The sequence below is a fragment of the Bacillus sp. FSL W8-0629 genome (assembly GCF_038593225.1).
Classification (GTDB): domain Bacteria; phylum Bacillota; class Bacilli; order Bacillales; family Bacillaceae; genus Bacillus; species Bacillus altitudinis.
The window spans coordinates 2163271-2188660 of record NZ_CP151975.1; the positions used below are offsets into that span (position 1 = coordinate 2163271).

Annotated in this window: 25 protein-coding genes and 1 other annotated feature; of the genes, 8 read left to right on the top strand and 17 right to left on the bottom strand. The window is 41.6% G+C overall.

Annotated elements, in window-relative coordinates; translation table 11 throughout:
- The first annotated feature begins 3 nt into the window (after positions 1 to 3).
- Positions 4 to 408 carry a VOC family protein gene (locus NSQ17_RS11080; RefSeq protein ID WP_342467434.1) on the top strand — a complete coding sequence of 135 codons (405 nt, stop codon included), beginning with the start codon at positions 4 to 6 and terminating at the stop codon, positions 406 to 408.
- Between the two features lie 34 nt (positions 409 to 442).
- Here NSQ17_RS11080 and NSQ17_RS11085 read toward each other — a convergent pair whose 3' ends face one another.
- On the bottom strand, positions 443 to 1219 hold the full coding sequence (locus NSQ17_RS11085; RefSeq protein WP_058336677.1) for an SDR family oxidoreductase: 777 nt from the start codon (positions 1217 to 1219) through the stop codon (positions 443 to 445).
- Positions 1220 to 2182, bottom strand: coding sequence for an MBL fold metallo-hydrolase (locus NSQ17_RS11090; protein WP_342467435.1), 963 nt, complete (start codon positions 2180 to 2182; stop codon positions 1220 to 1222). It abuts the gene before it with no gap.
- A gap of 169 nt (positions 2183 to 2351) precedes the next feature.
- Positions 2352 to 2563, top strand: a binding site (T-box leader).
- A 41-nt stretch (positions 2564 to 2604) separates the two neighbouring features.
- Between NSQ17_RS11090 and proC the strand changes: the two genes are divergently transcribed.
- Positions 2605 to 3432: a pyrroline-5-carboxylate reductase gene (gene proC, locus NSQ17_RS11095; protein ID WP_024718913.1), complete on the top strand. Its 828-nt coding sequence runs from the start codon at positions 2605 to 2607 to the stop codon at positions 3430 to 3432.
- 35 nt (positions 3433 to 3467) lie between these two features.
- On the opposite strand, the gene NSQ17_RS11100 is transcribed toward proC, so the two are convergent.
- Positions 3468 to 3959: a DinB family protein gene (locus tag NSQ17_RS11100; protein WP_274660585.1), complete on the bottom strand. Its 492-nt coding sequence runs from the start codon at positions 3957 to 3959 to the stop codon at positions 3468 to 3470.
- Positions 3960 to 4076: 117 nt separating this feature from the next.
- The gene (locus NSQ17_RS11105; RefSeq protein WP_046527206.1) at positions 4077 to 5690 is read right to left on the bottom strand and encodes a M20/M25/M40 family metallo-hydrolase; all 1614 of its coding nucleotides are present in this window, start codon (positions 5688 to 5690) and stop codon (positions 4077 to 4079) included.
- Positions 5691 to 5830: 140 nt separating this feature from the next.
- Here NSQ17_RS11105 and namA point away from each other — a divergent pair, with 140 nt between their 5' ends.
- Together namA and NSQ17_RS11115 are read left to right on the top strand one after the other, a co-directional pair.
- Positions 5831 to 6847: an NADPH dehydrogenase NamA gene (namA, locus tag NSQ17_RS11110; RefSeq protein ID WP_024718910.1), complete on the top strand. Its 1017-nt coding sequence runs from the start codon at positions 5831 to 5833 to the stop codon at positions 6845 to 6847.
- A 119-nt stretch (positions 6848 to 6966) separates the two neighbouring features.
- On the top strand, positions 6967 to 7731 hold the full coding sequence (locus NSQ17_RS11115) for an alpha/beta hydrolase (protein WP_041091946.1): 765 nt from the start codon (positions 6967 to 6969) through the stop codon (positions 7729 to 7731).
- A 44-nt stretch (positions 7732 to 7775) separates the two neighbouring features.
- Here NSQ17_RS11115 and NSQ17_RS11120 read toward each other — a convergent pair whose 3' ends face one another.
- Positions 7776 to 9083, bottom strand: coding sequence for an aminotransferase class I/II-fold pyridoxal phosphate-dependent enzyme (locus NSQ17_RS11120; protein ID WP_274660586.1), 1308 nt, complete (start codon positions 9081 to 9083; stop codon positions 7776 to 7778).
- Between the two features lie 139 nt (positions 9084 to 9222).
- Complete coding sequence (gene rnz / locus NSQ17_RS11125) at positions 9223 to 10152, bottom strand: ribonuclease Z (protein ID WP_041091778.1); 930 nt, start codon at positions 10150 to 10152, stop codon at positions 9223 to 9225.
- A gap of 222 nt (positions 10153 to 10374) precedes the next feature.
- Here rnz and zwf point away from each other — a divergent pair, with 222 nt between their 5' ends.
- Positions 10375 to 11850 carry a glucose-6-phosphate dehydrogenase gene (zwf, locus tag NSQ17_RS11130; protein WP_008342269.1) on the top strand — a complete coding sequence of 492 codons (1476 nt, stop codon included), beginning with the start codon at positions 10375 to 10377 and terminating at the stop codon, positions 11848 to 11850.
- 50 nt (positions 11851 to 11900) lie between these two features.
- Here zwf and NSQ17_RS11135 read toward each other — a convergent pair whose 3' ends face one another.
- The 5 genes from NSQ17_RS11135 to NSQ17_RS11155 form a co-directional block, all read right to left on the bottom strand.
- Positions 11901 to 12623 carry a GntR family transcriptional regulator gene (locus NSQ17_RS11135; protein WP_008342268.1) on the bottom strand — a complete coding sequence of 241 codons (723 nt, stop codon included), beginning with the start codon at positions 12621 to 12623 and terminating at the stop codon, positions 11901 to 11903.
- 175 nt (positions 12624 to 12798) lie between these two features.
- On the bottom strand, positions 12799 to 14205 hold the full coding sequence (locus NSQ17_RS11140; RefSeq protein ID WP_342467436.1) for a glycoside hydrolase family 1 protein: 1407 nt from the start codon (positions 14203 to 14205) through the stop codon (positions 12799 to 12801).
- Positions 14189 to 15535, bottom strand: a complete 1347-nt coding sequence (celB, locus tag NSQ17_RS11145) for a PTS cellobiose transporter subunit IIC (protein WP_007501108.1) — start codon at positions 15533 to 15535, stop codon at positions 14189 to 14191. The genes NSQ17_RS11140 and celB overlap by 17 nt, the downstream gene beginning before the upstream one ends.
- 25 nt (positions 15536 to 15560) lie before the next feature.
- Positions 15561 to 15893, bottom strand: coding sequence for a PTS lactose/cellobiose transporter subunit IIA (locus NSQ17_RS11150; RefSeq protein ID WP_017357943.1), 333 nt, complete (start codon positions 15891 to 15893; stop codon positions 15561 to 15563).
- Positions 15894 to 15896: 3 nt separating this feature from the next.
- The gene (locus NSQ17_RS11155; RefSeq protein ID WP_017367558.1) at positions 15897 to 16208 is read right to left on the bottom strand and encodes a PTS sugar transporter subunit IIB; all 312 of its coding nucleotides are present in this window, start codon (positions 16206 to 16208) and stop codon (positions 15897 to 15899) included.
- 424 nt (positions 16209 to 16632) lie between these two features.
- Between NSQ17_RS11155 and NSQ17_RS11160 the strand changes: the two genes are divergently transcribed.
- Positions 16633 to 17622, top strand: a complete 990-nt coding sequence (locus tag NSQ17_RS11160) for a hypothetical protein (RefSeq protein WP_160757540.1) — start codon at positions 16633 to 16635, stop codon at positions 17620 to 17622.
- Between the two features lie 125 nt (positions 17623 to 17747).
- Here NSQ17_RS11160 and NSQ17_RS11165 read toward each other — a convergent pair whose 3' ends face one another.
- From NSQ17_RS11165 to NSQ17_RS11180, 4 genes are all read right to left on the bottom strand, one after another.
- Positions 17748 to 18533 carry an SDR family oxidoreductase gene (locus NSQ17_RS11165; protein WP_008342255.1) on the bottom strand — a complete coding sequence of 262 codons (786 nt, stop codon included), beginning with the start codon at positions 18531 to 18533 and terminating at the stop codon, positions 17748 to 17750.
- Positions 18534 to 18546: 13 nt separating this feature from the next.
- A complete protein-coding gene (locus tag NSQ17_RS11170; protein WP_024718904.1) occupies positions 18547 to 19392 on the bottom strand; it encodes a GRP family sugar transporter in 846 nt (281 codons plus the stop codon).
- Positions 19393 to 19648: 256 nt separating this feature from the next.
- Complete coding sequence (gene gndA / locus NSQ17_RS11175; protein WP_025207592.1) at positions 19649 to 21058, bottom strand: NADP-dependent phosphogluconate dehydrogenase; 1410 nt, start codon at positions 21056 to 21058, stop codon at positions 19649 to 19651.
- 98 nt (positions 21059 to 21156) lie between these two features.
- Positions 21157 to 22413: a DNA polymerase IV gene (locus tag NSQ17_RS11180; RefSeq protein WP_007501120.1), complete on the bottom strand. Its 1257-nt coding sequence runs from the start codon at positions 22411 to 22413 to the stop codon at positions 21157 to 21159.
- A 120-nt stretch (positions 22414 to 22533) separates the two neighbouring features.
- Here NSQ17_RS11180 and NSQ17_RS11185 point away from each other — a divergent pair, with 120 nt between their 5' ends.
- Both NSQ17_RS11185 and NSQ17_RS11190 read left to right on the top strand, forming a co-directional pair.
- Positions 22534 to 22815, top strand: coding sequence for a hypothetical protein (locus tag NSQ17_RS11185; protein WP_008342247.1), 282 nt, complete (start codon positions 22534 to 22536; stop codon positions 22813 to 22815).
- Between the two features lie 64 nt (positions 22816 to 22879).
- A complete protein-coding gene (locus NSQ17_RS11190; protein WP_045034397.1) occupies positions 22880 to 23659 on the top strand; it encodes a membrane protein insertase YidC in 780 nt (259 codons plus the stop codon).
- 126 nt (positions 23660 to 23785) lie between these two features.
- Here the strand turns inward: NSQ17_RS11190 and NSQ17_RS11195 are convergent, their stop codons facing one another.
- Positions 23786 to 24250, bottom strand: a complete 465-nt coding sequence (locus NSQ17_RS11195) for a chemotaxis protein CheW (RefSeq protein ID WP_008342245.1) — start codon at positions 24248 to 24250, stop codon at positions 23786 to 23788.
- A 14-nt stretch (positions 24251 to 24264) separates the two neighbouring features.
- Entirely contained in the window at positions 24265 to 25386 is a 1122-nt protein-coding gene (locus NSQ17_RS11200) for a tripeptidase T (protein ID WP_035390776.1), read from the bottom strand.
- Positions 25387 to 25390: the final 4 nt, after the last annotated feature.

Genomic DNA, 25390 nt, shown 5'->3' on the forward strand with positions numbered 1-25390 from the left:
GGAGTGAAGCCATTGACCATTCAACAAATTGCTACTATTGAAATTCCTGTGACTGATATCCCCCGGGCTATCTCTTGGTATGAACAGATTTTAGAGATGATCGTTCTACATCAATCAGAAGAAGCCGCCATGCTCACTTTTACTCATGGCGAGGGACCTTCTTTTTATCTCGTCAAAACAAAACACGAGAAACGAATCTACTTTATGAACTCTTTTACAGGAGTTCGGCATAGTATGATTGATCTATTTGTGAAGGATTTAAAAAACTTTCACCAGTATTTAAGCGAGAATGAAGTGACCGTATCGAATATTCAAATATTAGCTGACCCAGACTTAGGCGGTTTTAGCTTTGAAGATGTTGATGGCAATGTCTTTGGCGTCACCAATATTAAGCCCCATCAAACATAAAAAGAAACCAGCCTGTGACCGGTTTCTTTTTATGTTATTTTTTCATCATCGCTTTACGTGCTGCTTTTTCAAATAAAAACGGGAATAATTGATACAATTTACTGCCAGCATTCATCCATCCTGGTAAATTAATCTCTCTTTTTTTCGTCATCATGGCGGATACGACCTTCCCTGCTACCTTGTCAGCACTGAGCATCATAAAATCAACATTTTTCACATATTCACCACTGCGGTCTGCAATGGTAAAGAAGTCTGTGGCAATCGGTCCTGGATTGACGGTTGTGACATGAATTCCGCTGTCTGCCAGCTCCATTCTGAGGCTGTTTGAAAATCCGAGAACCGCATGCTTTGATGCGGAATAGATGGCGGATTTAGGGGTGGCAATTTTGCCTGCCTGTGACGCAATATTGATAATATGTCCCTTCCCTCTTTGTTTCATCTCAGGAAGGACCTTTTTTGTGCAGGCAATTAAACCAAAGACGTTGACCTCAAACATCGACACCATTTCCTCAATGGATGCGTCTTCGACGAGATCGAACACACCAAAGCCGGCATTGTTCACCAAAATATCAACAGCACCCACTTGTTGATAGGCTTGATCAATGTCCTCAAGCTGACTGACATCAAGCTGAACGATGTGACATACGCCGCCAGCACTTATAATCTTTTCTTGTACACCTGTGAGCTTTTCAATTCGTCTTGCCGACACAATGATTTCTGCTCCTTCGGCTGCTGCCAAGTACGCCATCTTTTCACCAATACCGCCTGAAGCACCTGTAATCCATATTCTCTTTCCTGTTAGTCGCCCCATTTATTTCACTCCTTCATTTGCTCGATAGTAGAGGGTTCCGTCTTTTTGCACTTCTTCAATTTGTCCAGCCGCTAAAAGCACATCAAGCTGTCCGACTGTCTCAGACATTGTCAGAAATAATGCTTCTTCATACAGGCCCGGAAATAGGGTGCGACAAAGATGAAAGGCGGTCATTTCCTTTCGTTGAAGCAGCTGATACATCGTATTGGCCCGTTTTTCCTGTTTTTTAAATCTTTCTTCGATCAATTCGTGATGAGAGGTAATGAGCTGGCCATGCCCTGGATAAATCGCCTGAATGGGCAAATGCAATAAACGCTCGAGTGATGCTTTATATTGAAGCAGCGATTTTTGACGTTCTGTTCCTTTCATTGGCGCTTCCATTAACGGATTGGAAGAAATGGTCGTAAGCAGCAGATCACCGCCGATGAAATTCCCTGTTGTTTCATCTAAAAAAGAAAGATGAGATTGTGCATGTCCCGGTGTCTCTAGCACTTGGAAGTGCTCATGTCCCTTCAAACGATCGCCTTCTTTTATGACGTCATCGACATGTGCCGTACATGAATATGTATAAGACTGCCTCACAATTCTTTCACACTCACCTTGACGAAGCGGCACACCTAACTGCTGAAAAAAATCATTCATAAAATGGATTTGACGCTGTTTAAACGCTTCATCCTGACTAATATAGGGCTCATTCAACTCGTGTCCGATGACACGGACATGAGGTTTCATCAGATCTAAAAGACCGACATGATCTGCATGATGATGTGTCAAAACCACTTGATCAATATCATCTATTGATAAATGATGTTCCTTTAATTGCGTGACAAAGGCATGCTGTGCATCTTGTGTCATCGGTCCGCAATCGACTAAGGTCACGGCATCGCCTTTTAATACATATGCATGGACATCCCCCACCGCAAACGGTGTGGGGATGGATAATTGAATCATTTCTTCTTTCACTTTTATACGTCATCTCCTGATTTTTGACTCATAGATCATCTGAACTCACTCTTCTTTATTCATTGTATCTTGCAAAGGGCAGACTGTCATGCGGTTTAGATGGTCAATTTTTTTATCTCTCCCTATTGACACAAACTTGTCCATCGTTGCATAATGAACAACAAATATAAGATGCGCGATGACAAGGATTAGTAAGCAAAATAACGATGCAAGAGAGTGAGGTCCGCCGGCTGTAAGACTTCACCATCCTCTTATTTGCTGAACCTGCCCTTTGAGCTGTTAGGCAAACCTAAACGTTTCCCGCGTTAAGGGACTAGAGCTGAGTATGCAACATTGCATGCTAATTGAGGGTGGTACCGCGAAAAACCTTTCGTCCTTTGCAGACGAGAGGTTTTTTTATTTTCTACAAGGAGGAGCAGCTTATGAGTAAAATTGGATTTATTGGTGCAGGCTCAATGGCCGAGTCTATGATTAAAGGTCTTTTAAAGAGCGGCATTATGTCAAATGAAGATATCATTGTCACAAATAAAACAAATGAAAAACGATTAGAAGAATTAAATGCACGTTATGGAGTCAAAACAGATTTCGCGCGTTCCTTTATTTATGAAGAAGCCGATATGCTGGTGTTTGCTTTAAAACCAAAAGATGCGGAAAGTGGCATTTCTGAAGTAAGGCCCCATTTAAATGGACAGCTGATTATTTCTATTTTAGCGGGCATTTCTATTGAAACCATTCAGCATTATGCTGGCGCAAAAACGGCGGTGGTTCGTGCGATGCCAAATACATCAGCAGCCATACAACAATCAGCTACTGGCATTGCAGTCAGTGATGAAGTCACAGAGGCGCAAAAGGAAAAAGCAGTTCAGCTGTTTGAAACGATCGGTCATGTGACGGTTTTAGATGAATCACAGCTGAATGCGGTCACAGCCATTGCAGGCAGCGGTCCTGCCTTTATTTATCATTTGATTGAAGGAATGGAGCGAGGTGCATCGGAACTTGGGATGGACCAAGAGACAGCGAAATTGCTCATTTGTCAAATGATTGCAGGCGCTGCAAATATGCTTCAGGATAGCGGAAAGGAACCTGCTGAATTGCGCAAAGAAATTACGAGCGAAGGTGGAACGACAGAAGCAGGACTGAATACCCTTGCTTCCTATCAATTTGAAGAAGCGATTGTCGATTGTGTGAAAACAGCGACAAAACGCGCAGCAGAATTAAACGATATGTTTTCAGCGAGTACGTATAAATAATATAGAAAAGCACCTGCCTTGATGACAGGTGCTTTTCATCTATCACTCGATGCTCTCATGGACATGATGGCTTTGATTTGATCGAGGTGATGAATTTCATGTAAAGCAATGGTTTCAGCTAATATTTGGACTGTCATCACTCCTTCTTCAGGATGGAGACCTGAAAAATCCCATGTATCCTTTTCTAATAGTTGTAGTGTTTTGTTTCTGCTCTCTTTTAAGCGCTCGATCAATGCACTGACCTCTTGTGCGGTATACGTTTCATAAGCTCTTCCCTTCACATATATCTCTGGATCATATGATGCGAAAAGCGTTTGCTCATTTGATATTGCCTGCTCTATCCGCTCTGACCAGACTTCTTCTGTATCATACAAATGTCCAACAATTTGTTTAATTGACCACTTGCCTTCCCCAAAAGATTCATCTAATGTAGCCTCATCACATGTCCATACTAACTCCTCAAGCTTACGCAAACTCTCTTGAAGTGATGTCATGATCTCTGTTTTTGTTAGTACTCCTGTTTTCACTCTCACAATCCCCCTTCAAATATATGTAAGTATCATTCTATATCATACTCTATTTCTTTAGACAGAAGGTGATTAAAATCAAAAAGAAAAGCCCTATCATGGCGATAGGGCTTTCACTTAATTCTTTTCTAATAAAGCATGAATTGTTGATTGTAAGAGCGACGGCAAAACGCCAAAAGAGAATGGGACATGCAGCCGTTCTGTCCATTTGTGCGCATCCTTTCCTAATGGACCAACGTTGATGACAGGAACGTTAAGAGCTTCTTTTTCTCCTTGTGGTAACGAGTAGCCTTTTTGGTATAGCGGCATGTTGGCTGTATAATCGTCTATATCTTGATTTTCAAGCTGTAAGTAGCTTAAATCAGATAAACCAGGAAAATATTTGACTTCTTCTACTTCGATTCCATAGATCTCTTTTGCTTCTCTTTGAATCTTCTTTAAGGTCGTTTGAATATGCAGATCGTTTGTTGAAGAAACAGATGGGTAAAATGGCGGACTATAAAACAACACAATCAGTGCTCCATCTTCCTTACAAAGGGTCGTCAGTTCCGATACAATTTTGGTTGAAAAATCACGATCCCCAAGCTCACCCCGGTTGGCAAAGGCGTAGTTGACAATTCGCTCGACCTCCTGCTTGCCGGATCGTTCAGCAGCTTTTTCGTACAGCTCATGATACGTTAACACCGTGATGTTTGTATCGATGGGTGTAAAATGTTTAAAGCGTTGAAATGCAGCGGTTTTCTGTTTGAGATTGGCTTCGATTTGGGCTGCTGCTTGTTTCGCAGTTTCATAGAGGAGCCCGTGAAGCTCTTCACTAGAGCGGTTCATCATCAACACATTAAATAAAGAAACAGCCGTGTGAGGCGTTTGAACAGAGTAAGCTTCTTTCAAATCCTTTTGCATCAAATTGGTCGGAGGCGGTGTCACTTCACCATCTACTTCCTCACAATAATCACTATTCAGTTCTAACAGCCTGTTTAATTCAGATACCATAAAATTTGCATTTAATCCTGAGAATGGCTCACCTACATGTGTTTCAATTCCTTTGCAGAAAAATCCCGCAAGTACCTTCCCTATACTACCTGTATAGATGTATTGGTGCGCATCCCCGGGATACTTTTCAAACATCGGCTCACTGTTTAAACAAGCGGTATACTCAAGGTCATACTTCTGCTTGAGCTCCTTTAGTTTCGGAACAGCCTCCAGCATCCCCTGTGAATTCACTTCTTCATCTGGCACTGTGACGAGCAGAATATTTCCTTCAAACCTCCCTGCCATCGCTCTTTCCAGCATGGAAAGCTGGACAGTCAGGCCTGCTTTCATATCCATGGACCCTCGTCCAAACAGCCAGTCACCTGAAGCTAAATCCTCTCTTGCCCTTTTTGGAAGAAGTGCACTTTTTTGAGAAAAGGACGCCATTAACTCTTCGGGCTTACACGCCATATTTTGAAATTCTCCGTAATCCTCTGTATCGACGACATCAAAATGGCTGAGGAGTAAAACAGTACGTGGCAGCGTACTTCGTTTGACAAGTGCCGTTAAAAAATACCGGCCATCTTTCATTGGATGCAAAGCCAAGTGATCAGGATGCTGCTCAAAATATGGCCGCTCCCTCAGCAAGTAATATAAATATTCCGCTAATGCGACTTCTCCCGTTGTACCAGATATGCTTTCATACTGCATCAGAGCTGTGAGTAGCTCCTTTAGTTCACTTTCCGTTTGCCATTTCATCCGTTTATCCCCCTTTGATGTCCATATCTTTCATTATACAAAATCATGTTCAAAAGCTATATGGTTTGAGCACCTTTTATGACGAATGTTTGAATGACTGTTATAATCGGCTATACCATTCTATGAGGAGGCGAAGGTAATTGGAAACAAAGCTTTTTTCACCTTGGACATTAAAAGGTGTCACACTCAAAAACCGCATCGTCATGTCCCCGATGTGTATGTATTCATCCTATGACCGTGATGGAAAACTACAGCCTTTCCACTTTGCACATTATATTTCCCGTGCGCAAGGTCAGGCCGGATTAATTATGGTCGAGGCAAGTGCTGTTTCACCTGAGGGAAGAATTAGTGATCAGGACCTCGGAATTTGGAGTGATGAGCACATTGAAGGGTTTGCCTCATTAAACGAACAAATCAAAGCGTACGGAACAAAAACGGCCATCCAGCTAGCCCATGCAGGACGCAAGGCTGAGCTAGATGGTGACATTCTTGCTCCATCCAGCATTCCATTTGACGAGCAATCTAAAACACCTCTTGAGATGTCTATCGATCAAATAAAAGACACAGTTCAGGCGTTTCAAGATGCCGCTGTCCGCGCCAAGAAAGCTGGATTTGACATCATTGAGATTCATGGTGCGCATGGCTATTTGATTAACGAATTTCTCTCACCGCTTGCCAATCACCGGACAGATGAATATGGCGGTTCACCAGAAAATCGTTATCGCTTCTTGAGAGAAGTTGTTGATGCAGTCAATGAAGTGTGGGATGGACCATTATTTGTCCGTGTATCCGCTTCTGATTACACAACAAAAGGACTAGATATTGCAGATTATATTGGCATTGCCGCATGGCTGAAAGAGCAAGGAGTCGATCTAATTGATGTGAGCTCAGGCGCTGTGGTGCAAGCCAGTATTAAAACATTCCCCGGCTACCAAGTCACCTTTGCTGAGAAAATAAGAGAAGGTGCCGGCATCCAAACAGCCGCTGTCGGTATGATCACATCTGGTGTACAGGCCGAAGAAATTTTACAAAATCAGCGTGCTGACTTGATCTTTATCGGCAGAGAATTTTTACGGGATCCGTATTTCCCCAAAACAGCCGCTAAAGAGCTTCGTACATCCATCGAAAGCCCGCGCCAATACGATCGCGCTTGGTAACATCTTTAAGCAAAAAGGTGTCTATTTTTTGAAATAGGCATCTTTTTTGTTTTTAAGAGAAACATCTTTGCCTTTTGTGCCGTCTTTTAGCTAAAGAACCACTTAGAGGAGATGGAAGAATGAACTCGGCATTGATTGAAAGAACGTATCATATAGATGGACATCACTTTTATACAAGGCATCGTCAAGGAAAAAAGCAAGCCACCATTATTTTTGAAGCAGGATATGGAATTTCAGGCGATACGTGGGCGAATATCGCTCGTGATATTGACCCAGAGCTTGGTGTTTTCTTATATGACCGTTTAGGCAATGGAAAAAGCAGTGAAAGCAAAGAAGGAAGAACTTTGCATGATCTTGCGGATGATTTAGATACACTCTTACATCAAGCCAATATTCAGCCGCCATTTCTCATTGTGGCGCATTCATTTGGCTCTCTTGTCAGCCGCTTATGGGCAAGCCGCAGAAAAGAAGATGTTATCGGTATGGTCCTTCTAGACCCAGCAAGTGAGGAGCAAGAGCAGGTCATTCTGCCGCTCTTATCAAAGGAAGAACGCACTTCATATATGGCGCAATTCACAGCAGAATGTACACATGAGGACTTTGAGCAAATGCTGCGTACGATCAAAGAGGAGCAAACGCATTATGGAATGATGCCCCTTCTTGTCATTTCATCAGGCAAAAGCCGCTTGTTTCATCCAGCACATGAAGCTTGGCTCAGGCTTCATAAACGAATGCTCACATTGTCATCCCAAAGCGGATGGATTCAGGCGCAGAACAGCTCGCACTATATTCATCACGATGAACCACATATTGTGCAGCTTGCGATTTATGATGTATGGTGTGCAGCAAAACAGCCTGTCTCTTATTATCAAACAGCCAACTAAAAACAAAAACTCCTTGACCGGACATCAGTCAAGGAGTTTTTTCATTATACCGTTGGTGCTGATTGACTTTTCTCAGACAACAACTTTTCAATGCTGACAAGCTGAACGCATAACGTAAAGATGTCAATCGCCTGCTCTAGTTCTTCAAGTGTTGGGAACGTTGGCGCAATACGGATGTTACGATCAAGCGGGTCGTTTCCATAAGGATATGTCGCCCCTGCACCCGTTAGTGTCACACCGGCTTCTTTCGCTTTTTGCACAACAGCTTTTGCACAATGATCGAGTGTATTTAAGCTGATAAAATATCCGCCATTTGGTTTGTGCCACTCAGCGATATCCTTTCCACCAAGCTTTTCATCAAGGATCGAAAGAACGAGGTCAAATTTCGGCTTAATAATCGCTGCATGCTTTTTCATATGTTCCTTCAATCCTTCTGGATTCTTGAAGAAACGAAGGTGTCTTAATTGATTGATTTTATCTGGCCCAATGGTTTGAACTGATAGCTGTTTTTGAATAAAACTGACGTTGTCCTGACTAGATGCCATTAGTGCAACACCTGAGCCTGGGAACGTAATTTTAGAAGTAGAGGCGAACATAAACACACGGTTTGCATGTCCTGCTTTGTCTACTGCTTGAAAAATATCTTTTAACGTATCAGGCGTATCTGTTAGATGGTGGACTGCATAAGCATCATCCCAAAAAATACGGAAGTCGTCTGCTTTTGTCTGCATGGAAGCAAGACGGTCAACAACCTCATCTGAATACGTAATGCCGTCAGGGTTACTATATTTCGGTACACACCAAATCCCTTTGATGGCTTCATCTTCTGCAACCAATTTTTCCACCTGATCCATGTCAGGTCCATCCGACTTCATATCTACCGTAATCATCTCTATGTTAAAATGCTCACAAATGGCAAAATGACGATCATATCCTGGGCTTGGTGCAAGGAATTTTACCTTTGGAAGCTCTCCCCAAGGTATTTTGCTGCCATATACGCCGTGAGTCATAGCACGTGCAATTGTGTCATGCATCATATTCAGACTAGAATTACCGCCAATGATGATTTGTTCTGGCTTCAGATTGAGCACACTTGCAAAAAATTTCTTTGTTTCAGGAAGGCCTGTCAAGCCGCCATAGTTTCGCACATCTGTACCATCCTCAGCTGTCATTGCATCCTTTGATGTCACGACATCGAGCATGCCCATAGATAAATCGAGCTGTTTTGGTGAAGGTTTCCCTCTAGACATGTCTAAGTGTAAGTTTTTACTTTTGTACGTTTCATATTCTTTTTGTCGTGCTGCATATAGGTCATTTAATTCTGCTTCACTTAACGCTGTAAAACCGCTCATCTTTGATTGTGCCTCCCGTATTCTTCATAGTGTAATTCGTCATTTGTTTTTTCTTCACCATTTTACCACTACCTGAAAAAGAGCGTCATCATAAATATCAAAAAAATCACACAACTTTTTTTGACGATTCATCCAATTTTTACAGGGTACGGTCAATAGGAAAAGAAAAGAAATCATGTGCAGCTTCAGTCAGCGGGAATATATCGCGGGCTTCTTTGAGTAATTGTTTCAGTGACTCTTCCCCTTGGTACCGTGCACTAATATGGGTCAAAATCAGTCTTTTTGCGCCTGCTTCCTGCGCTGTTTTTGCTGCCTGTTCTGTCGTACTGTGATAATAATTATAGGCTAGTTCTGCATCTTCTTTCCCAAATGTTGCTTCATGGACTAACACATCCGCATTCTTGGCAAGCCTTGTTATATTCTCGCACAAACGGGTATCTCCTGAAAATGCAACGATTCTCCCTTTTTTAGGGGGTTCCAAATAATCGGTTCCATCAATCATTCTTCCATCTTCGAGTGTAACGGTTTCCCCATTTTTCAACTTCTGATACAAAGGTCCAGGTTTTACACCGATTTTTTTTAGGTCTTCGGCTTTTAGTGCACCAGGTACATCTTTTTCCACGACCCGATAACCGTAAGCTGGGATCCCATGAGACACTCGTCTTGCTTCTACTTGAAAGGTCTCATCTTCAAAAACGATCCCTTCCTCTATTTCTATGATATGCAGCGGATAAGTCAAATGCGTTTGTGTCGCTGAAAGTGTCGCGTTTACAAAAGCTTTAATGCCGCTTGGACCATATATCGTCAATTCATCCTCTCCGCCTTGAAAGGACCTGCTGCCAAGCAGACCCGGGAGACCATATACATGATCACCGTGCATATGCGTGATAAAGATCTTCTCAATTTTTCTTGGTTTAATCGTTGTATGTAATATTTGATGCTGCGTCGCTTCTCCGCAATCAAAAAGCCACACGGCTTTTCTCTCTTCTAAAAGCTTCAGCGCAGTGCAAGTGACGTTTCTTGTTTTTGCAGGAATGCCTGCACCTGTTCCTAAAAAGAGCAGTTCCATTACGATTTCCTCCTACAGCCGGTATACAATCTCTTCATTCATATAGAATACATGAAGACAGGATAAATGTGAATTCAGCGGAATTTTTGAAAAAAGTCAAACTCGGGCAGAAAAAGTCGAATCAAATGTTTGCTTTACGAACAATGAACCTTTAAAATAAAGAAAATGTACATACATTCTCGGTTTTTACAACAATGCTACGAATAAAGTGAGGTACTTTTCGTGAATACAGAAACTAACTATCCAAAAGCAGTCATTGTCATTTTTGGCGCAACAGGAGACCTTGCAAAACGCAAGCTCTACCCTTCTATACATAGACTTTATCATAGCGGAAAGCTTGGAGATCAATTCGCCGTTGTAGGTGTTGGACGTCGTCCTTGGTCTCATGAAGACCTAAGAGCTGTGGTAAAAGAATCGGTCTCTTCTGATGATGCAGAAGCAAAAGCAGAGGAATTTATTTCTCATTTCTATTACCATGATTTTGATGTCTCAAGCCCTGCTTCCTATCAAGCACTGAACACGCTTCTTTCTGGTCTTGAAGATACATACAGTATCCCGAATAACCGGATGTTCTATTTAGCGATGGCACCAGAATTCTTCGGAACCATTGCGAAGTTTTTAAAAAGTGAAGGCGTATCAGAAACGACTGGATGGTCTCGACTTGTTATTGAAAAACCGTTTGGTCATGACCTGCCTAGTGCCAAAACATTAAATGAAGAGATCCGAGATGCATTTACAGAGGATCAAATTTATCGTATTGACCACTATCTTGGTAAACAGATGGTGCAAAACATTGAGGTAATTCGTTTTGCGAATGCGATCTTTGAACCGCTTTGGACAAACCGCTATATTTCAAACATTCAAATCACATCGAGTGAATCATTAGGTGTCGAAGACCGTGCGAGATATTACGAGAGTTCTGGTGCACTGAGAGATATGGTACAAAACCATATGCTTCAAATGGTTGCACTACTAGCCATGGAGCCACCGATTAAGCTCAATACAGAGGAAATCCGTAGCGAAAAACGGAAAGCATTGCGTGCGCTTCGTCCATTCTCGAAAGATGAAGTGGATCAATTCTTTGTCCGCGGACAGTATGATGCAGGAACGATTGATGGCAATATGGTTCCTTCCTATCTTGAAGAGCAAAATGTCGACCCAAACTCCAACACAGAAACATTCGTTGCAGGAAAACTTCTCATCGATAACTTCAGATGGGCCGGGGTACCATTTTACATTCGTACAGGAAAACGTCTAGAAAAGAAATCCACTCAAATCGTGGTGCAATTTAAAGACATTCCGATGAACCTGTACTACGGAAACGGGAATTCCATGCATCCAAACTTACTTGTGATTCACATTCAGCCAGACGAAGGCATCACCCTTCACCTGAATGCTCGCAAGCTTGATGGCGGAACGTATGCTAAACCAATTAAGCTTGACTATCAAACAAATTACAACGACATCATGAATACACCAGAAGCGTATGAAAAGCTAATTCATGACTGTTTGCTAGGTGACGCAACAAACTTTGCCCACTGGGATGAAGTAGCACTGTCTTGGAACTTTGTTGATCCAATTTCAGAAAAATGGGCTGAAACCAAAACGTTAAAACCAAATTATCCTGCTGGTTCTATGGGACCAAAAGAAGCAGATCAGCTTCTTGAAAAAGATGGATATCACTGGTGGAATATATAAAATCAACAAAAAAAGAGCAGTCTCCCGATTGAGGGGGTTCTGCTCTTTTTTTAAAGTCGTGTTTTCGTAATTTCAACCGTTGAAAAATCAAATTTATCATAGCGATGATGGCTAAAGGAATATTCAAACGGCCGACCTGTGTTTAAATAAGCCACCTGTTCCACTTCTAGCACCGGATCCGTAGGGTCACAGCCTAAATATTGCTGATCAAGCTGATCTGATTTAGCCGCTCTAATTTTTTTGTGCGCTCCTGCTACTTTTAATTGCAGTGTGTTTGTAATGTAGCTATAGATGGAACCCAATAAAACCTCTTCATCTATTCCCTTAATGACATTGACAGGCATAAAGGTTTTTTCTAATACATATGGCTCTTCTTCTACCAAACGGAGCCGAATAATGTCATAGACAGGTGTGCTTGAGTCAATGGATAAATGAGCTGCCACCTCTTCACTTGGAAAATGCACATCAAAGCGAATGATTTGGCTCGTCACGTTTTTATCTGCCATCACTTTCGTGAACCCTTTATTTTCATGACCTGATACGTTGATCGCACCTTGATTTAGTGCTGCCTTCACAATAAATGTGCCATGACCTCTTTTTCTAAAGAGCAGACCTTCCGCCACTAAAAGATCGAGCGCACGCTTCATCGTCATTCTGCTGCATTTAAATTCAGCGGCAAGCGAGTTTTCATCTGGAATGGGTTGATCTTCTGGATAATATGCTGTTCCTATTCTTTTTCTAATTTCTTCTGAAATGAGTTCGTACTTTGTCATCTCACACCACCAACTGACTTGTTTTTTCATATCCTATTATAGCGCTTTCTAGCCTTCCTCTCATTCTACACTAAGCCTAGTGCGCTTAAAAGGTTCGAGCCACTTTCATTTCAACCCTTTCATCTTTACATAAGAAAAATACTTGCCCTTTTCAAGGAAAGAGCAAGTATCTTGATTAGAAACCATTATTCTCTGAAACCGATTGAAACCAGTAGCCACTTTTTTTGATGGTACGTTTCCCGTCTTCCTCAAGGTCCACTGAGACAAATCCATAGCGATTTTTATAGGCATTCGACCATGACCAATTATCCATAAACGTCCACAGATGATAGCCTTTTACATGACTTCCTTCTTGAATGGCTTGATGCACCCATTTAAGATGGTCAGAAATAAAATCAATGCGGTAATCGTCATGAATCATTCCTTCTTCATCCTGAAACCGCTCTTCTCCTTCGACACCCATTCCATTTTCAGAAATAAAGCATTCAATATTCCCATAGTCTGTCTGGACTTTTTTCAATATATCGTAAATACCCTTTTCATAGATTTCCCAGCCGCGGTACACATTCATTTTTCTGCCCGGCATTTCAAAAGAATCAAAATAATGATCTGGCATAAATGGTGCATCAGGGTGAGGCATATGTTCCTTTGCTTTCACTCTTCTTGGCTGATAATAGTTGATGCCGAGAAGGTCGATCGTGTTCTCTTGAATGAGTTCAAGGTCTCCTTCCTCCATAGCCGGCATCAATCCTTCTTTCTTTAACACGTCCACTAGCTTTTCAGGGAAATGTCCTTTCACTGCTGGATCTAGGAAGGACCGGTTAAAGAAGGCGTCAGCCATCTCAGCTGCTTCGACATCCCGCGGATTCTGGCTTCGTGGATACGAAGGAGTAAGGTTCAGGATAATGCCTATTTTCCCATCCTGCTTCATCTCTTTATAAGCCGCAATGGCTTTAGCATTTGATAAAATCTCATGAAATCCAACTTGTACTGCCTTTTGGAAATCAACTTCGTTTGGATAATGGAAGCTATACATATATCCACCCTCTACAGGGACAATCGGCTCGTTATGGGTAAACCATTTTTTCACCCGGTCGCCAAATAGCTGAAAACACAATGTCGCATAGCTGACATAATCGTCTACAACCTGCCTGTTTACCCATCCTCCCGTCTCCTGCAACGCCATTGGCATATCAAAATGATACAAGTTCACAAACGGTTCAATGTCATTCGCTATCAGTTCATTGATCACATCATTGTAAAAAGCCACAGCTTCTTCATTAACAGCCCCTTTTCCCTCAGGTAAAAGGCGTGACCATGAAATAGATAGACGAAACGAGTTGTGCCCAATCTCCTTCATGAGGCGGATATCCTCTTTGTATTTACGATAAAATTGTGAGGTTACACCTGGACCGACGCCCTGAAAAAAACGATTCGGCTCTTTTTCAAACCAGTGATCCCAAATGTTCGGCCCCTTTCCATCTCCTGGATAACTGCCTTCTGTTTGCGTAGCAGAGGCAGAAGATCCCCACCAGAAACCTTCTGGAAATGTATATAATTGACTGTTAGTTTCCATCGACATGTATTGAGTCTCCTTCACCTTTGATGTTTGTTTGTTTCGTTTTTTCTGTCGTGACTATTTTTTCATTTTTCACATTCATACGATCAATAAATTTTAGGAACGGGAACCAAATGACAAACACAATCATTAAATTAAACAGCTGAAGCAGACCGCCCGCTAATGAATTTGTTGCCATGACTCCGCTAATAAAGATCGGTACTGTCCAAGGTATATTCACGCCTGTCGGAGGCGGCACAATACCTGCGGCCATCGCAAAATAAGAAATACAAGTAATCACCATTGGCGCCAAAATCCATGGAATGAGAATAAGCGGGTTCATCACAATCGGTAAACCGAAGATAATGGGTTCATTGACGTTAAATAAACCTGGTCCTAAGCCGAGCTTTGCTACTTGTTTCAATTGCTTACTTTTAAGAAAAATTAAAATCGTAAACACAACAGCTAGCGTCATACCGGTTCCACCCATACCCACTGTATAGATTTCGATAAACTGCTTGCTGATGATGTTCGGAACCTCACCTGTTTTTGTGTAGCTTTCTAGATTTTGAATGGACAATGTATTCCAAATCGGGTCCATGACAGAGTTGATAATAATTTGGCCGTGGAGCCCAAAGAACCAAAGAATTTGTATAAAGAAAATAGCGATCAAGGTCGGAATGATACCGCTTCCAAGTCCGACAAGCGGCGCCTGAATCGCATTGTAAATCAAGTCATGCATGTTGGTTTTGAACCCTTGTGTAATGATGATATTGATCAGTAAAAAGGTTGTAAGTGTCAAAGTAGCCGGGATAAGTGCAGCAAAAGACTTAGAGACAGCTGGCGGAACCCCTTGCGGCATATTGATGACAAATTTCTTTTGAACAAAATAGCGATAAATTTCAGCAGACAAAAAGCCTGTGATCATTCCAAGGAACATTCCCTTTGCGCCTAAACGATCGACTGGGATGACGCCTGCAATGGATGCACCGCCCTCTTGTTCTAGTAAAAATGGCGTAAGGAGTAGAAAAGAGGCTAAAGCGATCACACCGCCAAAGACAGCTTCCACATCATAGCTTTTCGATAAATAGTAGCCAATCCCAAATACAACAAACACACTCATAATGCTGATGGTCGCACTAGGTGCAATATTCAGTGCAGACTGAACACCTTCCAGTGCTGTTTGACTCATGATCTTATCTAAAAATGGCAAATTCATTAATACGACCATGATGGAACCAAAAATTGTTAATGGGAACGCAAGCATAAAGGCATCCCTTAATACCCCTAGATAGCGATTGTTGTTCAATCTCCCAGCAATCGGAACCAAAATCGCACTTATTTTATCAAACATTGGTTTCCCCCCTTGTTTACACCCTTTATTGTTTCAGTGATTGCAATATCGGTAAGAGCTCTCCCACAAGCTCTTTTATTGTCATCGTTGACATGAAATGATCTTCGGCATGCATGAGCAGCAAGGAGAATGAAATCGTTTCTCCGCTTGCCTCTTGCTGTACCATTTGAAAATGGATATCATGTGCATTCCGCAAATCATCTTCCGCTTCTTTGAGAAGGTCAGATGCTACTGTTTCATGACCTTCTCTAAATTGTTTAAGAGATTGAAGCAATTTGCTTCGTGCATTTCCGCTGTGTAAGATCAATTGAAAACTGATTTGTTCTTCCGTGAGTCCTTCGAGCGTTTTCTTTTCCATCCTTTAAGATTCCCCCATCAATGAAACCGCTTGTTCATACGCTTTTTGTCCATCTGCTAGCCCATACGCCTGCATATCGATGACCTCTACTTCAATCCCATATTTTTGAGCTTCTTTTTGAAGATCCCCTTTTAAAAAGCTCATTTGCGGTCCAATTAATACAACATCGGCATGTGCCATTTCTTTTTTCGCTTGGTCTTGTCCGACTGCCCAAATCTCTGCTTCTTCCCCTATAGACTCAGCATGTGCTTTCATCTTTGTGACTAGTAAACTCGTAGACATACCTGAACTGCATGCTAATAAAATACGTTTCATTTCTCTCACCCCATTGTTGTAATAAAAGCGCTTCCAGTTAATATTATATATTTTTATTTTTAAATGTCTAGACATTTAATTTTATATGTATGTATTTTATTTTAAAAATGACCGTATCATTATTCATAACAAGCTTTCAGAACAAAAGAGATCTCATCCAGATATGAACGAGGCCCCTTTTCTTTTAAAAAATACTCTCCGAATGAACCATAAAGTAGCTTCTTCTTCAGAAGACAGTCTTTGAGAACTTTGTTAAAATAAGTGCTAATGACTTAGCTCATTCAAAAACCCATAAATCATGAGAAGTAACTGCCCCGAGATGGAAACAGATTCTATTCCCACTCAATTTGATAGATAGGTAAACGTCTTTTGCTGCTACTTTTCGAGTCTATTCATATCTTTGCAATCAAAAGGAGTCGATATCATGGCAGTCACTCATTTGTGTGAAGCCTGTAAAAGAAACGAGATTGATGTTGTAAAAACTTCTGATGAACCAGCTCAGCCTTATCGTTTATGCAATGATTGTCACAGGCGGCTCTTAACCTATTCTTTACGTCCAATTGAATGGTATCACTTAGCGATCATCCACTCTCCAAAGAAATTTTTATTGCACGATGATTTTTATGAAGAAGACGGAGAGGGTTGTCAGCCAGAAGAAGATGTATTGGTCACAGCAGAAGAGAAAATACCCACATTACAAGCGCTTCAACACGATTTGGAGTCTTTATTAGATTTCTCAATCACAAGATGGTTTCTTCAATACGATGTCATCAATGCCCTGAAAAAACACGATACACAAAAAATTTTGATGTCTGTAAAATCTAGATTTTATGGAACGGAAAATCATGAAGTTAAATCAAGAATGCTGGAGATCGCAGCTGATGTTTTAGGTACTACAGCTTCGGATTGGGTAAGAGAGCTTTGGGAGAATGATGCCGATAAATTTTTTCATCCGCTTTCTTGGGCAGCAGCCAGTAGTTTACCAGCCGAGGAAGGAATGAGACGTATTTTTGATCAATTGAAATGTGTAAGTGAAAAGGAATTGCCAATGACGGCTCTCTCCAGCCTATATCGTTTCCGTTCACATCACATACTTGATTGGATGGAGTCTCATTGCTCCTCTTTTAACGACAGTTGGGGCAGGTTGGCATCAGCATGCTTTCCAACATGGCTCAGAATGAAATCATGGCTAAACAAAGGAAGACCTTTCAGTTTAATTGCACTCGATACAATGGCGAACTGTCTAGCAGTTAAAAACGATCCATTTATCGAGGAGTTTTCTCCTAAAATACTTCGTACAGATATAAATGAAATAGAACCTATTTTATATGATTATCTTCAAAAAGATGGCGTTCCTCGTGTCAAAACCAAAGTAGGCATCATCGTGAACAACAAAGAAGCCATATTTGAATAAGGCGTATAAACGAATAAAAGCGTGTGAATGTTTATACACACGCTTTTCACTAGTCTTCACATGCACATACTAGATCATAATTTGATGTTGTGTTATCCTCTGGGCCCAGCCCGTGATTATCACGATTATCCTTTTCCTGCTTGGAATCCAGGGTACTTGGTCATACCGCCGTCTACATATAACGTCAACCCTGTCACATAGCTCGCCTCTTTTGATGCAAGCCAGACAGCACATGCTGCCACTTCTTCCGGTTTTCCGATATAACCAATCGGTATCAGCTCAATGACGCCCTTTTTCAATGCTGGATCATCAAATTTTTCGGCATTGATCGGGGTATCAATTGCGCCTGGTGCAATGCTGTTTACACGAATTTTTTTAGGCGCATATTCTAGTGCCAGCGTTTCCGTCAAAAGCTTGGCGCCTCCTTTACTTGCTGCATAATGGACAAAATGAGGCCACGGAATTTGCTGATGGACCGACGACATATTAATAATCGACCCCTCGATCCCGTGTTCTGTCATATACTTTAATGCATCACGGCACCCTAAAAACATACCTGTTAAATTGGTGGACATCACTTTGTTCCAGTTATCTAGCGTCATTTCAGTTGAAGGAACTTCATTTTCAATTCCTGCATTATTGATCATGACATCAAGACTGCCATATGTATCAACAGCTTGATCAATCATCGCCTTCATGTCCTCTTCTTTTGAAACATCCCCTTGAATTTTGACAGCCTGTCCGCCACTTTTTTGAATCTCAGCAATCGTGTCGTCCGGGTTTTCTTTATCTGAGAAATAATTGATCACTACATTGGCTTTTTCTTGTCCAAACCGGCGTGCCATCGCCTGACCTATCCCTGTACCTGCTCCTGTGATGAGAACTGTTTTTCCTTCCAAATCTGGATACATTCGCTTAAACCTCCTATTTTGTAAAACCTAGTAGCACACCGCCTGCGATAATCATCAAGCAGCCTGCAATGACAAAGCTTGTTTTTGATGCTTTCTCTTTTAATAAATAAATACCGCCTAAAGTCGAGATGACAATTCCTGTTTGAGACATGGAAAAACTTACTGCTACGCCAATGAGTGGAATCGCCAAAAGAAGTCCTAGATTTCCTGTCGACCACACAAGACCAGCAATGATATTTCTGAACGTATATTTGCTAAACGGGTCTTGCTTTAGACTAATCGCTAACGATGAAAGCAGCATGCCGACAGATTGTGGAACGAGCGCAGACCAGCCATCTATATGAAACCATCTTAAAATGACGACATATCCGACGTAGCCTACGGTTGAGATGAGCAAAATGATAATTCCCTTTTTAAAATTGCCGCCTTCGTTTCCGCCACTCTTTTTTTGACCGAGGGATGTCATGACAACGCCAGCAATAATAAATAAAATGGCACAAGAACCAATAAGTATGACCGTCATGGTTTGCCATTCTTTGAAAACGATGACACCAAATAATGTCGTGCTCACAAGCTGCATACCCGTTGATAAAGGAACAGCCTTTGACACCCCTAGAAAGGCGACACTTGAAAGCTGATTCATTTGCCCAATACTCCAAAAGATCCCAGAGATAACGGAAACCGCAAAAATAAGCGGTGTCAGTTCCGGCATTTTGATCAAATAGGCGCCGATTGAAAACAAAAAAGCGCCGAGGGTAATGCCGAGTGTTTGCTGATAGGCATTACCGCCAAGTTTGACACTGATGAGAACAATACTTCCCCAAAATATCGCTGGGAGAAGTGCATATAAAATGCCCACTTCTATCCCTACTTTCTGTTCTTTTTTACTTAGCATCCCTCTTTTTCGGATTTTTAGCCGAATAGATGTAAACACAAAAAAGACCTTACCAAAGGTAAGGTCACAGCGTGTAGACAAACCCTCGCATTCGGTGTCAGTCCTGCAAAGGTTTTCTATCACGCTAAAAAGAAGACAAAGGGCTAAAACCAAGTTCATTTTAGCCCTTTGTCAACAATCTAAGACCTTACCAAAGGTAAGGTCTTTTGAGGTTTTATACTTATTTCATCCATTCAGTATGGAAGACGCCTTCTTTATCTGTGCGCTCATACGTATGTGCGCCGAAGTAGTCACGCTGTGCTTGAATTAAGTTAGCTGGAAGGACAGCTGTACGATAGCTATCAAAGTAAGCTAGTGCACTTGAGAATGAAGGAACAGGAACACCTTGTTCTACTGCAAGTGAAATCACTTTACGAAGTGATGATTGATAGCTTTCTACGATATCCTTGAAGTAAGGATCAAGCAATAGGTTTTTCAATTCAGGGTTACGGTCATATGCTTCTTTGATTTGCTGCAGGAAGGCTGCACGAATGATACATCCACCACGGAAGATCATCGCAATTTCACCGTATTTCAAATCCCAGTTATACTCATCAGATGCTGCTTTCATTTGCGCAAAACCTTGTGCATATGAGCAGATTTTACTCATGAAGAGAGCTTTTCTAACAGCTTCGATTAATGCTTGTTTATCTTCAGCTGATTGAGTTGGCTCAGGCCCTTGAATTAATTGACTTGCTTCCACACGCTCATCTTTCATCGCAGAAATAAAACGAGCGAAAACAGACTCCGTAATGATTGGAAGCGGGACACCTAAATCAAGTGAGCTTTGGCTTGTCCATTTTCCAGTTCCTTTTTGGCCAGCTTTATCTAAGATGACATCTACTAGCGGCTGGTTCGTTTCCTCATCCACTTTTGTGAAAATGTCAGCTGTGATTTCGATTAAGTAGCTGTCAAGTTCGCCTTTATTCCACTCTGAGAATACTTCATGAAGCTCCCCTGCTGATAAACCAGCGACATGCTTCAAGATAAAGTATGATTCAGAGATCAATTGCATGTCTCCGTACTCGATACCGTTATGAACCATTTTGACATAATGTCCTGCTCCATCTGGACCGATATACGTTGTACAAGGCTCACCATCTACTTTCGCAGAGATGGCTTCTAAAATTGGTTTCACTAGCTCGTGCGCTTCTTTTTGACCGCCAGGCATGATAGAAGGACCTTTAAGTGCGCCTTCTTCACCGCCAGAAACACCTGTACCAATGAAGTGAATACCACTTTCCGCAAGCTCTTGGTTACGTCTTTGTGTATCCTTGTAATATGTATTTCCACCATCAATTAAAATGTCACCTTTCTCTAGGTGAGGAAGTAATGATTGAATGGTTGCATCTGTTGCTGCACCTGCTTTTACCATTAAAAGAATTTTACGCGGCGTTTCAAGCGATTGAACAAATTCTTCAATGCTGTATGTGCCTACAACGTTTTTCCCTTGTGATTCTTGAAGAAACTCTTCTGTTTTGCTGCTAGATCTGTTATAAACGGACACGGAGAAACCGCGGCTTTCAATATTTAGGGCAAGGTTTTTCCCCATAACGGCTAGTCCAACGACACCGATTTGTTGTTTTGACATAATTCTGACGTCCCTTCTAACACACTATATTGATTACTGCTGAAATGATGTACCCTTTGAAATTACCACAACATCACCTCTTTTATCAAGTTTTCAGGCTAGTCATTTCCTCTTTCGTCCTGAAAAAAGTCTTTATTAAAACTTGTACCACTTGTTTTGCTCTCTTTTTCCTTAATGGTCACTCCTCTTTGAATGAGTGGTTTACCGTATTTTTCTTTCAGTCCGTCTAAAAGAGATTGGAGCGGTTCGTCTTTTGCATCTTCTGTATAAGAGAATAAATCAAGTTGCTTGACGGCTGATTTTCGTTCCACAAGATCGGTCCCCGTCACGCCTAAAAGTCTTACTGGCTGGTCATTCCAATGCTTTAGGAATAGCTGCTTTGCCGCCTCAAATAGATCTTCCTTTCGATCAGTAGGATTCGTGAGTGTGACGCTCCGTGTGATATTTTTCCAGCTTGCATACCGAATCATAATGAGCAGCCGGTTTGCCATTACTTCTTTTCTTCGTAATCTGGCACTCACCGATTGCGACAGTTTCTCTATTAATGAGACGAGTTCATCTGTATCATCAGAATCGTGAGGAAGAGTGGAAGAATTTCCGACAGATTTAAATTCGTATATTCTTTCTGGGTCGACAATGCCGTCATGCTCTCCGTTTGCCTTTTGCTTTAACCTCGGTCCATTGATGCCTAATAACTCTTTTAGCGCATATTCATTCGCTTTCGCTAAATCTTCAATTGTATGAATTCCGATGGTTTTCAGCTTATCTGCCGTTTTCTGTCCAACCCCATGCATGTCACCTGCAGGGAGCGGCCAGAGCATTGTCGGGACATCTCGTTTACGCAAAATGGTAATGCCCATTGGCTTTTTCCAATTAGACGCCATCTTCGCTAGAAATTTATTTGGTGCAATGCCAATACTCGAAGGAAGCATGAGCTCTTCTACGAGCCTCGTTTGAATATCATGAGCGGTTTTCACGGCATGCTCAGCATAAGGTGTATCGGTTAAATCAATATAGCCTTCATCAATTGAAACGGGTTCAACTAAGTCACTATATTCTCTTAATATGGTAAACATTTCTTGTGAGGAGCTGCGGTACCGGTCGAAGTTGGGTGTACGCACAATCAGTCCCGGACATAGCCGCTTCGCTTCCCAGAGTGGCATCGGCGGCTTCACCCCGAGTGCTCTTGCCTCGTAGCTGCAGGTCACAACAATCCCTTTGCGCTCTTTTGCATTTCCGCTAATGGCTAAAGGTTTCCCTCTCAAAGAAGGATCATACGCCATTTCTACCGATGCATAAAAACTATTCATATCAATATGAAAAATGATTCGCCCCTTCTTTTGAGAATCAGCCATTTGCTTGCCTCCTTAGGTGATCTACTTTCCTTCACTTCACCGTAATTTCACCTGTTTGTTCCATTAGACATTTCATATGGTGTATAGTACACTGTGAGTAATGAAATGGATGTGATAATCATGATTATTGATACATTCAATGAAGTCTTTTTCCTTGTTGAATTCTTTACGATTATTCTTCCAGCGCTGACCGCCATCGGTATTGCCTTCTTATTAAAAGACTGCCGAATGAACGAGCACCTCGGAGGACATCGTTTAGAAGAGTTGGATGCATCTTGTTTGAATCGAACAGACTTTCTGTTTATCATATATGATCGCATTACAACTTGGATTAGTAAAGTCATTCGAATGAAAAGATCATCAAATGATGATGAAGACCATTCGCTTCCTCTCTCTTATTAGATTTTATTATTGAGGAGGAAATGAATTGAAACGTTTATTGACTATTTGTACGACTTTATTTTTTATGATGGTAGCGTCACCTGCATTTGCTGCAAGTGCGCAAACAAATACAAGCTCTGATGGGTTTTTCCATCATTATTTTGTTCAGCCTTTTTCTGAGTTGATTATCTGGCTTGCGAACTTTTTCCATGATGACTACGGTTTATCTATTATGTTCGTAACATTGATTGTCCGACTGCTTATTTTCCCGCTTTTTGCAAACCAATTTAAAAAGCAGAGAGTGATGCAAGAGAAAATGGCACTCGTTAAGCCTCAGATTGACCAAATACAAAGCAAATTGAAAAAAACAAAAGAACCTGAAAAACAAAAAGAACTGCAAATGGAAATGATGAAAGTATATAAAGACAACAATGTGAACCCGCTGGCAATGGGCTGTCTGCCGATGCTGATTCAAATCCCAATTGTTCTTGGCTTTTACTCAGCAATCCGCTCAACACCTGAGATTGCGACGCATTCGTTCTTATGGTTTAACTTAGGACAAACTGATCTTTTGGTGGCGATCTTTGCAGGGGCCATGTATTTCTTGCAATTTTATGTCACACAAAAATTCGCAAAGCAATCAGGCACCCAAACAGAAGCTGCACTGAAACAAGCAAAAATCATGGGCATGATTTTCCCAGTCATGATGCTGTTTCTATCAATTAATGCTCCCGCTGCTCTTCCTTTATATTGGATGACAAGTGGACTTTTACTCACCATTCAAACGATTATTTTAAATGTGATGTACCAAAAATCAAAAACAAAAGCTGCGGCAAACGATTCAATTAACCCAGCAGCTGAATAAATGATAGCCTCCTTACCCGAACATGGTAAGGAGGCTTTATTTGTCTTCTGTAGAGCGCAACAAATAAAAGATGCGTAAGCTCCAGCACGCAAAATGACCCCTTATCCATGGATAAGGGGCCTTTGTTTATGCCAATTCCTCTTTCAATCGCTCAGGCAATTGATCAAGATCCTCAATTTTCCCAAGAAACTTATTAGGATCCACTTGTAAAATCATCTTGTTCTCTCTCTCAACGACGCCGAAGAAATATTCAGATGCTTTTGTGTTCATATGAAATGGCTTGATCTCACTTAGCTCGATATCAATGATATCTTTTGCATCAGAAACAAGGCAGCCAATCATTTGATCGTTTAATTCAAATAGTAGAACCTTAGACTGTTCGGTTACATCCAGAGGTTTTCCGTGCAGCATGACACCTGTGTCACTGACTGGAATGACCTCTCCTCTTAACGACATGAGTCCTTTAATCTCTTTTGGAAGGTTCGATACTTCTTGTAAATAAGGGACCTTCTCAATTGAGCGTATATGTTCTACGCTGATACCAAAATCCTCTTGTCCCACTTGGAAAATAATGATCTTTTGCGTGCTCACAGAGTCTCCTGCCTTTACGATGGATTTGTCGTTTCTTCGATAATGGCGAGAACCATTTCAGCTGTCTTGACTAATTCTTCAATCGGCATTTTCTCATTTTTCGTATGAATATCTTCATATCCAACAGCTAGGTTGACGGTCGGGATGCCGTTTCCAGCAATGACGTTTGCATCACTGCCTCCCCCGCTTGTCTGTAGTTCTGAAGGACGGCCAATTTTCGCAGCCGCTTTTTTCGCCACTTCAACGACTTGATCGCCGTGTGAGAATTTAAAGCCTGGATACATGATGTCAATTTGTACATCGGCACTTCCGCCCATTTCTTTAGCGGTTTTTTCAAAGGCTTCTTTCATTTTCGCTACTTGCGCTTCCATTTTTGCCGGTTCTAAAGAACGTGCCTCTGCCAAAATATCCACTTGATCACAGACAATATTCGTTTGTGTTCCGCCTTCAAAGCGGCCGATATTCGCCGTTGTTTCTTCATCAATACGGCCAAGCGGCATGCTCGCGATCGCTTTTGATGCAATCGTAATCGCAGAGACGCCTTTTTCAGGTGCCACGCCTGCGTGAGCTGTTTTTCCGTAAATGGTTGCACGTACTTTCGCCTGTGTTGGCGCAGCCACGATAATGGTACCGACCTTGCCATCTGAATCAAGGGCATAACCATATTTTGCTGTCATCAGTTTCGGATCTAACGCTTTTGCTCCTACAAGTCCTGATTCTTCACCAGCTGTAATGACAAATTCAATCTTGCCATGCGGTACATTTTTCTCTTTTAGGACACGGATCGCTTCAAACATCGCGGCAAGCCCTGTTTTATCGTCAGCACCAAGAATGGTTGTGCCATCTGTCTTGACATAGCCGTCTTCAATGACTGGCTTAACACCATTACCTGGTACAACTGTATCCATATGAGAAGTAAAATAAATCGTATCTGCCTCTTGATTCCCTTCAAGTGTGCAAATAAGATTGCCTGCTCCGTGGCCGGTTGTCTCTTTTGAATCATCTTCAACTACATTAAGCCCTAAACCAGTAAATTTCTCTTTTAGGACTTCAACAATTTTTTCTTCATGTTTCGTTTCTGAATCGATTTGAACAAGTTCTAAAAATTCGTCTAATAAGCGTTTCTCATTGATCATGATG

What these genes read in the sequence shown, in the direction of transcription:
- gndA (WP_025207592.1), bottom strand. Translation starts at nt 21,058, where the DNA reads ATGTCAAAACAACAAATCGGTGTCGTTGGACTAGCCGTTATGGGGAAA.
- NSQ17_RS11155 (WP_017367558.1), bottom strand. Translation starts at nt 16,208, where the DNA reads ATGAAACGTATTTTATTAGCATGCAGTTCAGGTATGTCTACGAGTTTA.
- NSQ17_RS11185 (WP_008342247.1), top strand. Translation starts at nt 22,534, where the DNA reads ATGATTATTGATACATTCAATGAAGTCTTTTTCCTTGTTGAATTCTTT.
- NSQ17_RS11105 (WP_046527206.1), bottom strand. Translation starts at nt 5,690, where the DNA reads ATGAAATGGCAAACGGAAAGTGAACTAAAGGAGCTACTCACAGCTCTG.
- NSQ17_RS11115 (WP_041091946.1), top strand. Translation starts at nt 6,967, where the DNA reads ATGAACTCGGCATTGATTGAAAGAACGTATCATATAGATGGACATCAC.
- NSQ17_RS11120 (WP_274660586.1), bottom strand. Translation starts at nt 9,083, where the DNA reads ATGAGCGGTTTTACAGCGTTAAGTGAAGCAGAATTAAATGACCTATAT.
- NSQ17_RS11085 (WP_058336677.1), bottom strand. Translation starts at nt 1,219, where the DNA reads ATGGGGCGACTAACAGGAAAGAGAATATGGATTACAGGTGCTTCAGGC.
- rnz (WP_041091778.1), bottom strand. Translation starts at nt 10,152, where the DNA reads ATGGAACTGCTCTTTTTAGGAACAGGTGCAGGCATTCCTGCAAAAACA.
- NSQ17_RS11135 (WP_008342268.1), bottom strand. Translation starts at nt 12,623, where the DNA reads ATGACAAAGTACGAACTCATTTCAGAAGAAATTAGAAAAAGAATAGGA.
- NSQ17_RS11190 (WP_045034397.1), top strand. Translation starts at nt 22,880, where the DNA reads ATGATGGTAGCGTCACCTGCATTTGCTGCAAGTGCGCAAACAAATACA.
- proC (WP_024718913.1), top strand. Translation starts at nt 2,605, where the DNA reads ATGAGTAAAATTGGATTTATTGGTGCAGGCTCAATGGCCGAGTCTATG.
- NSQ17_RS11200 (WP_035390776.1), bottom strand. Translation starts at nt 25,386, where the DNA reads ATGATCAATGAGAAACGCTTATTAGACGAATTTTTAGAACTTGTTCAA.
- NSQ17_RS11140 (WP_342467436.1), bottom strand. Translation starts at nt 14,205, where the DNA reads ATGTCGATGGAAACTAACAGTCAATTATATACATTTCCAGAAGGTTTC.
- NSQ17_RS11180 (WP_007501120.1), bottom strand. Translation starts at nt 22,413, where the DNA reads ATGGCTGATTCTCAAAAGAAGGGGCGAATCATTTTTCATATTGATATG.
- NSQ17_RS11150 (WP_017357943.1), bottom strand. Translation starts at nt 15,893, where the DNA reads ATGGAAAAGAAAACGCTCGAAGGACTCACGGAAGAACAAATCAGTTTT.
- celB (WP_007501108.1), bottom strand. Translation starts at nt 15,535, where the DNA reads ATGTTTGATAAAATAAGTGCGATTTTGGTTCCGATTGCTGGGAGATTG.
- NSQ17_RS11160 (WP_160757540.1), top strand. Translation starts at nt 16,633, where the DNA reads ATGGCAGTCACTCATTTGTGTGAAGCCTGTAAAAGAAACGAGATTGAT.
- NSQ17_RS11165 (WP_008342255.1), bottom strand. Translation starts at nt 18,533, where the DNA reads ATGTATCCAGATTTGGAAGGAAAAACAGTTCTCATCACAGGAGCAGGT.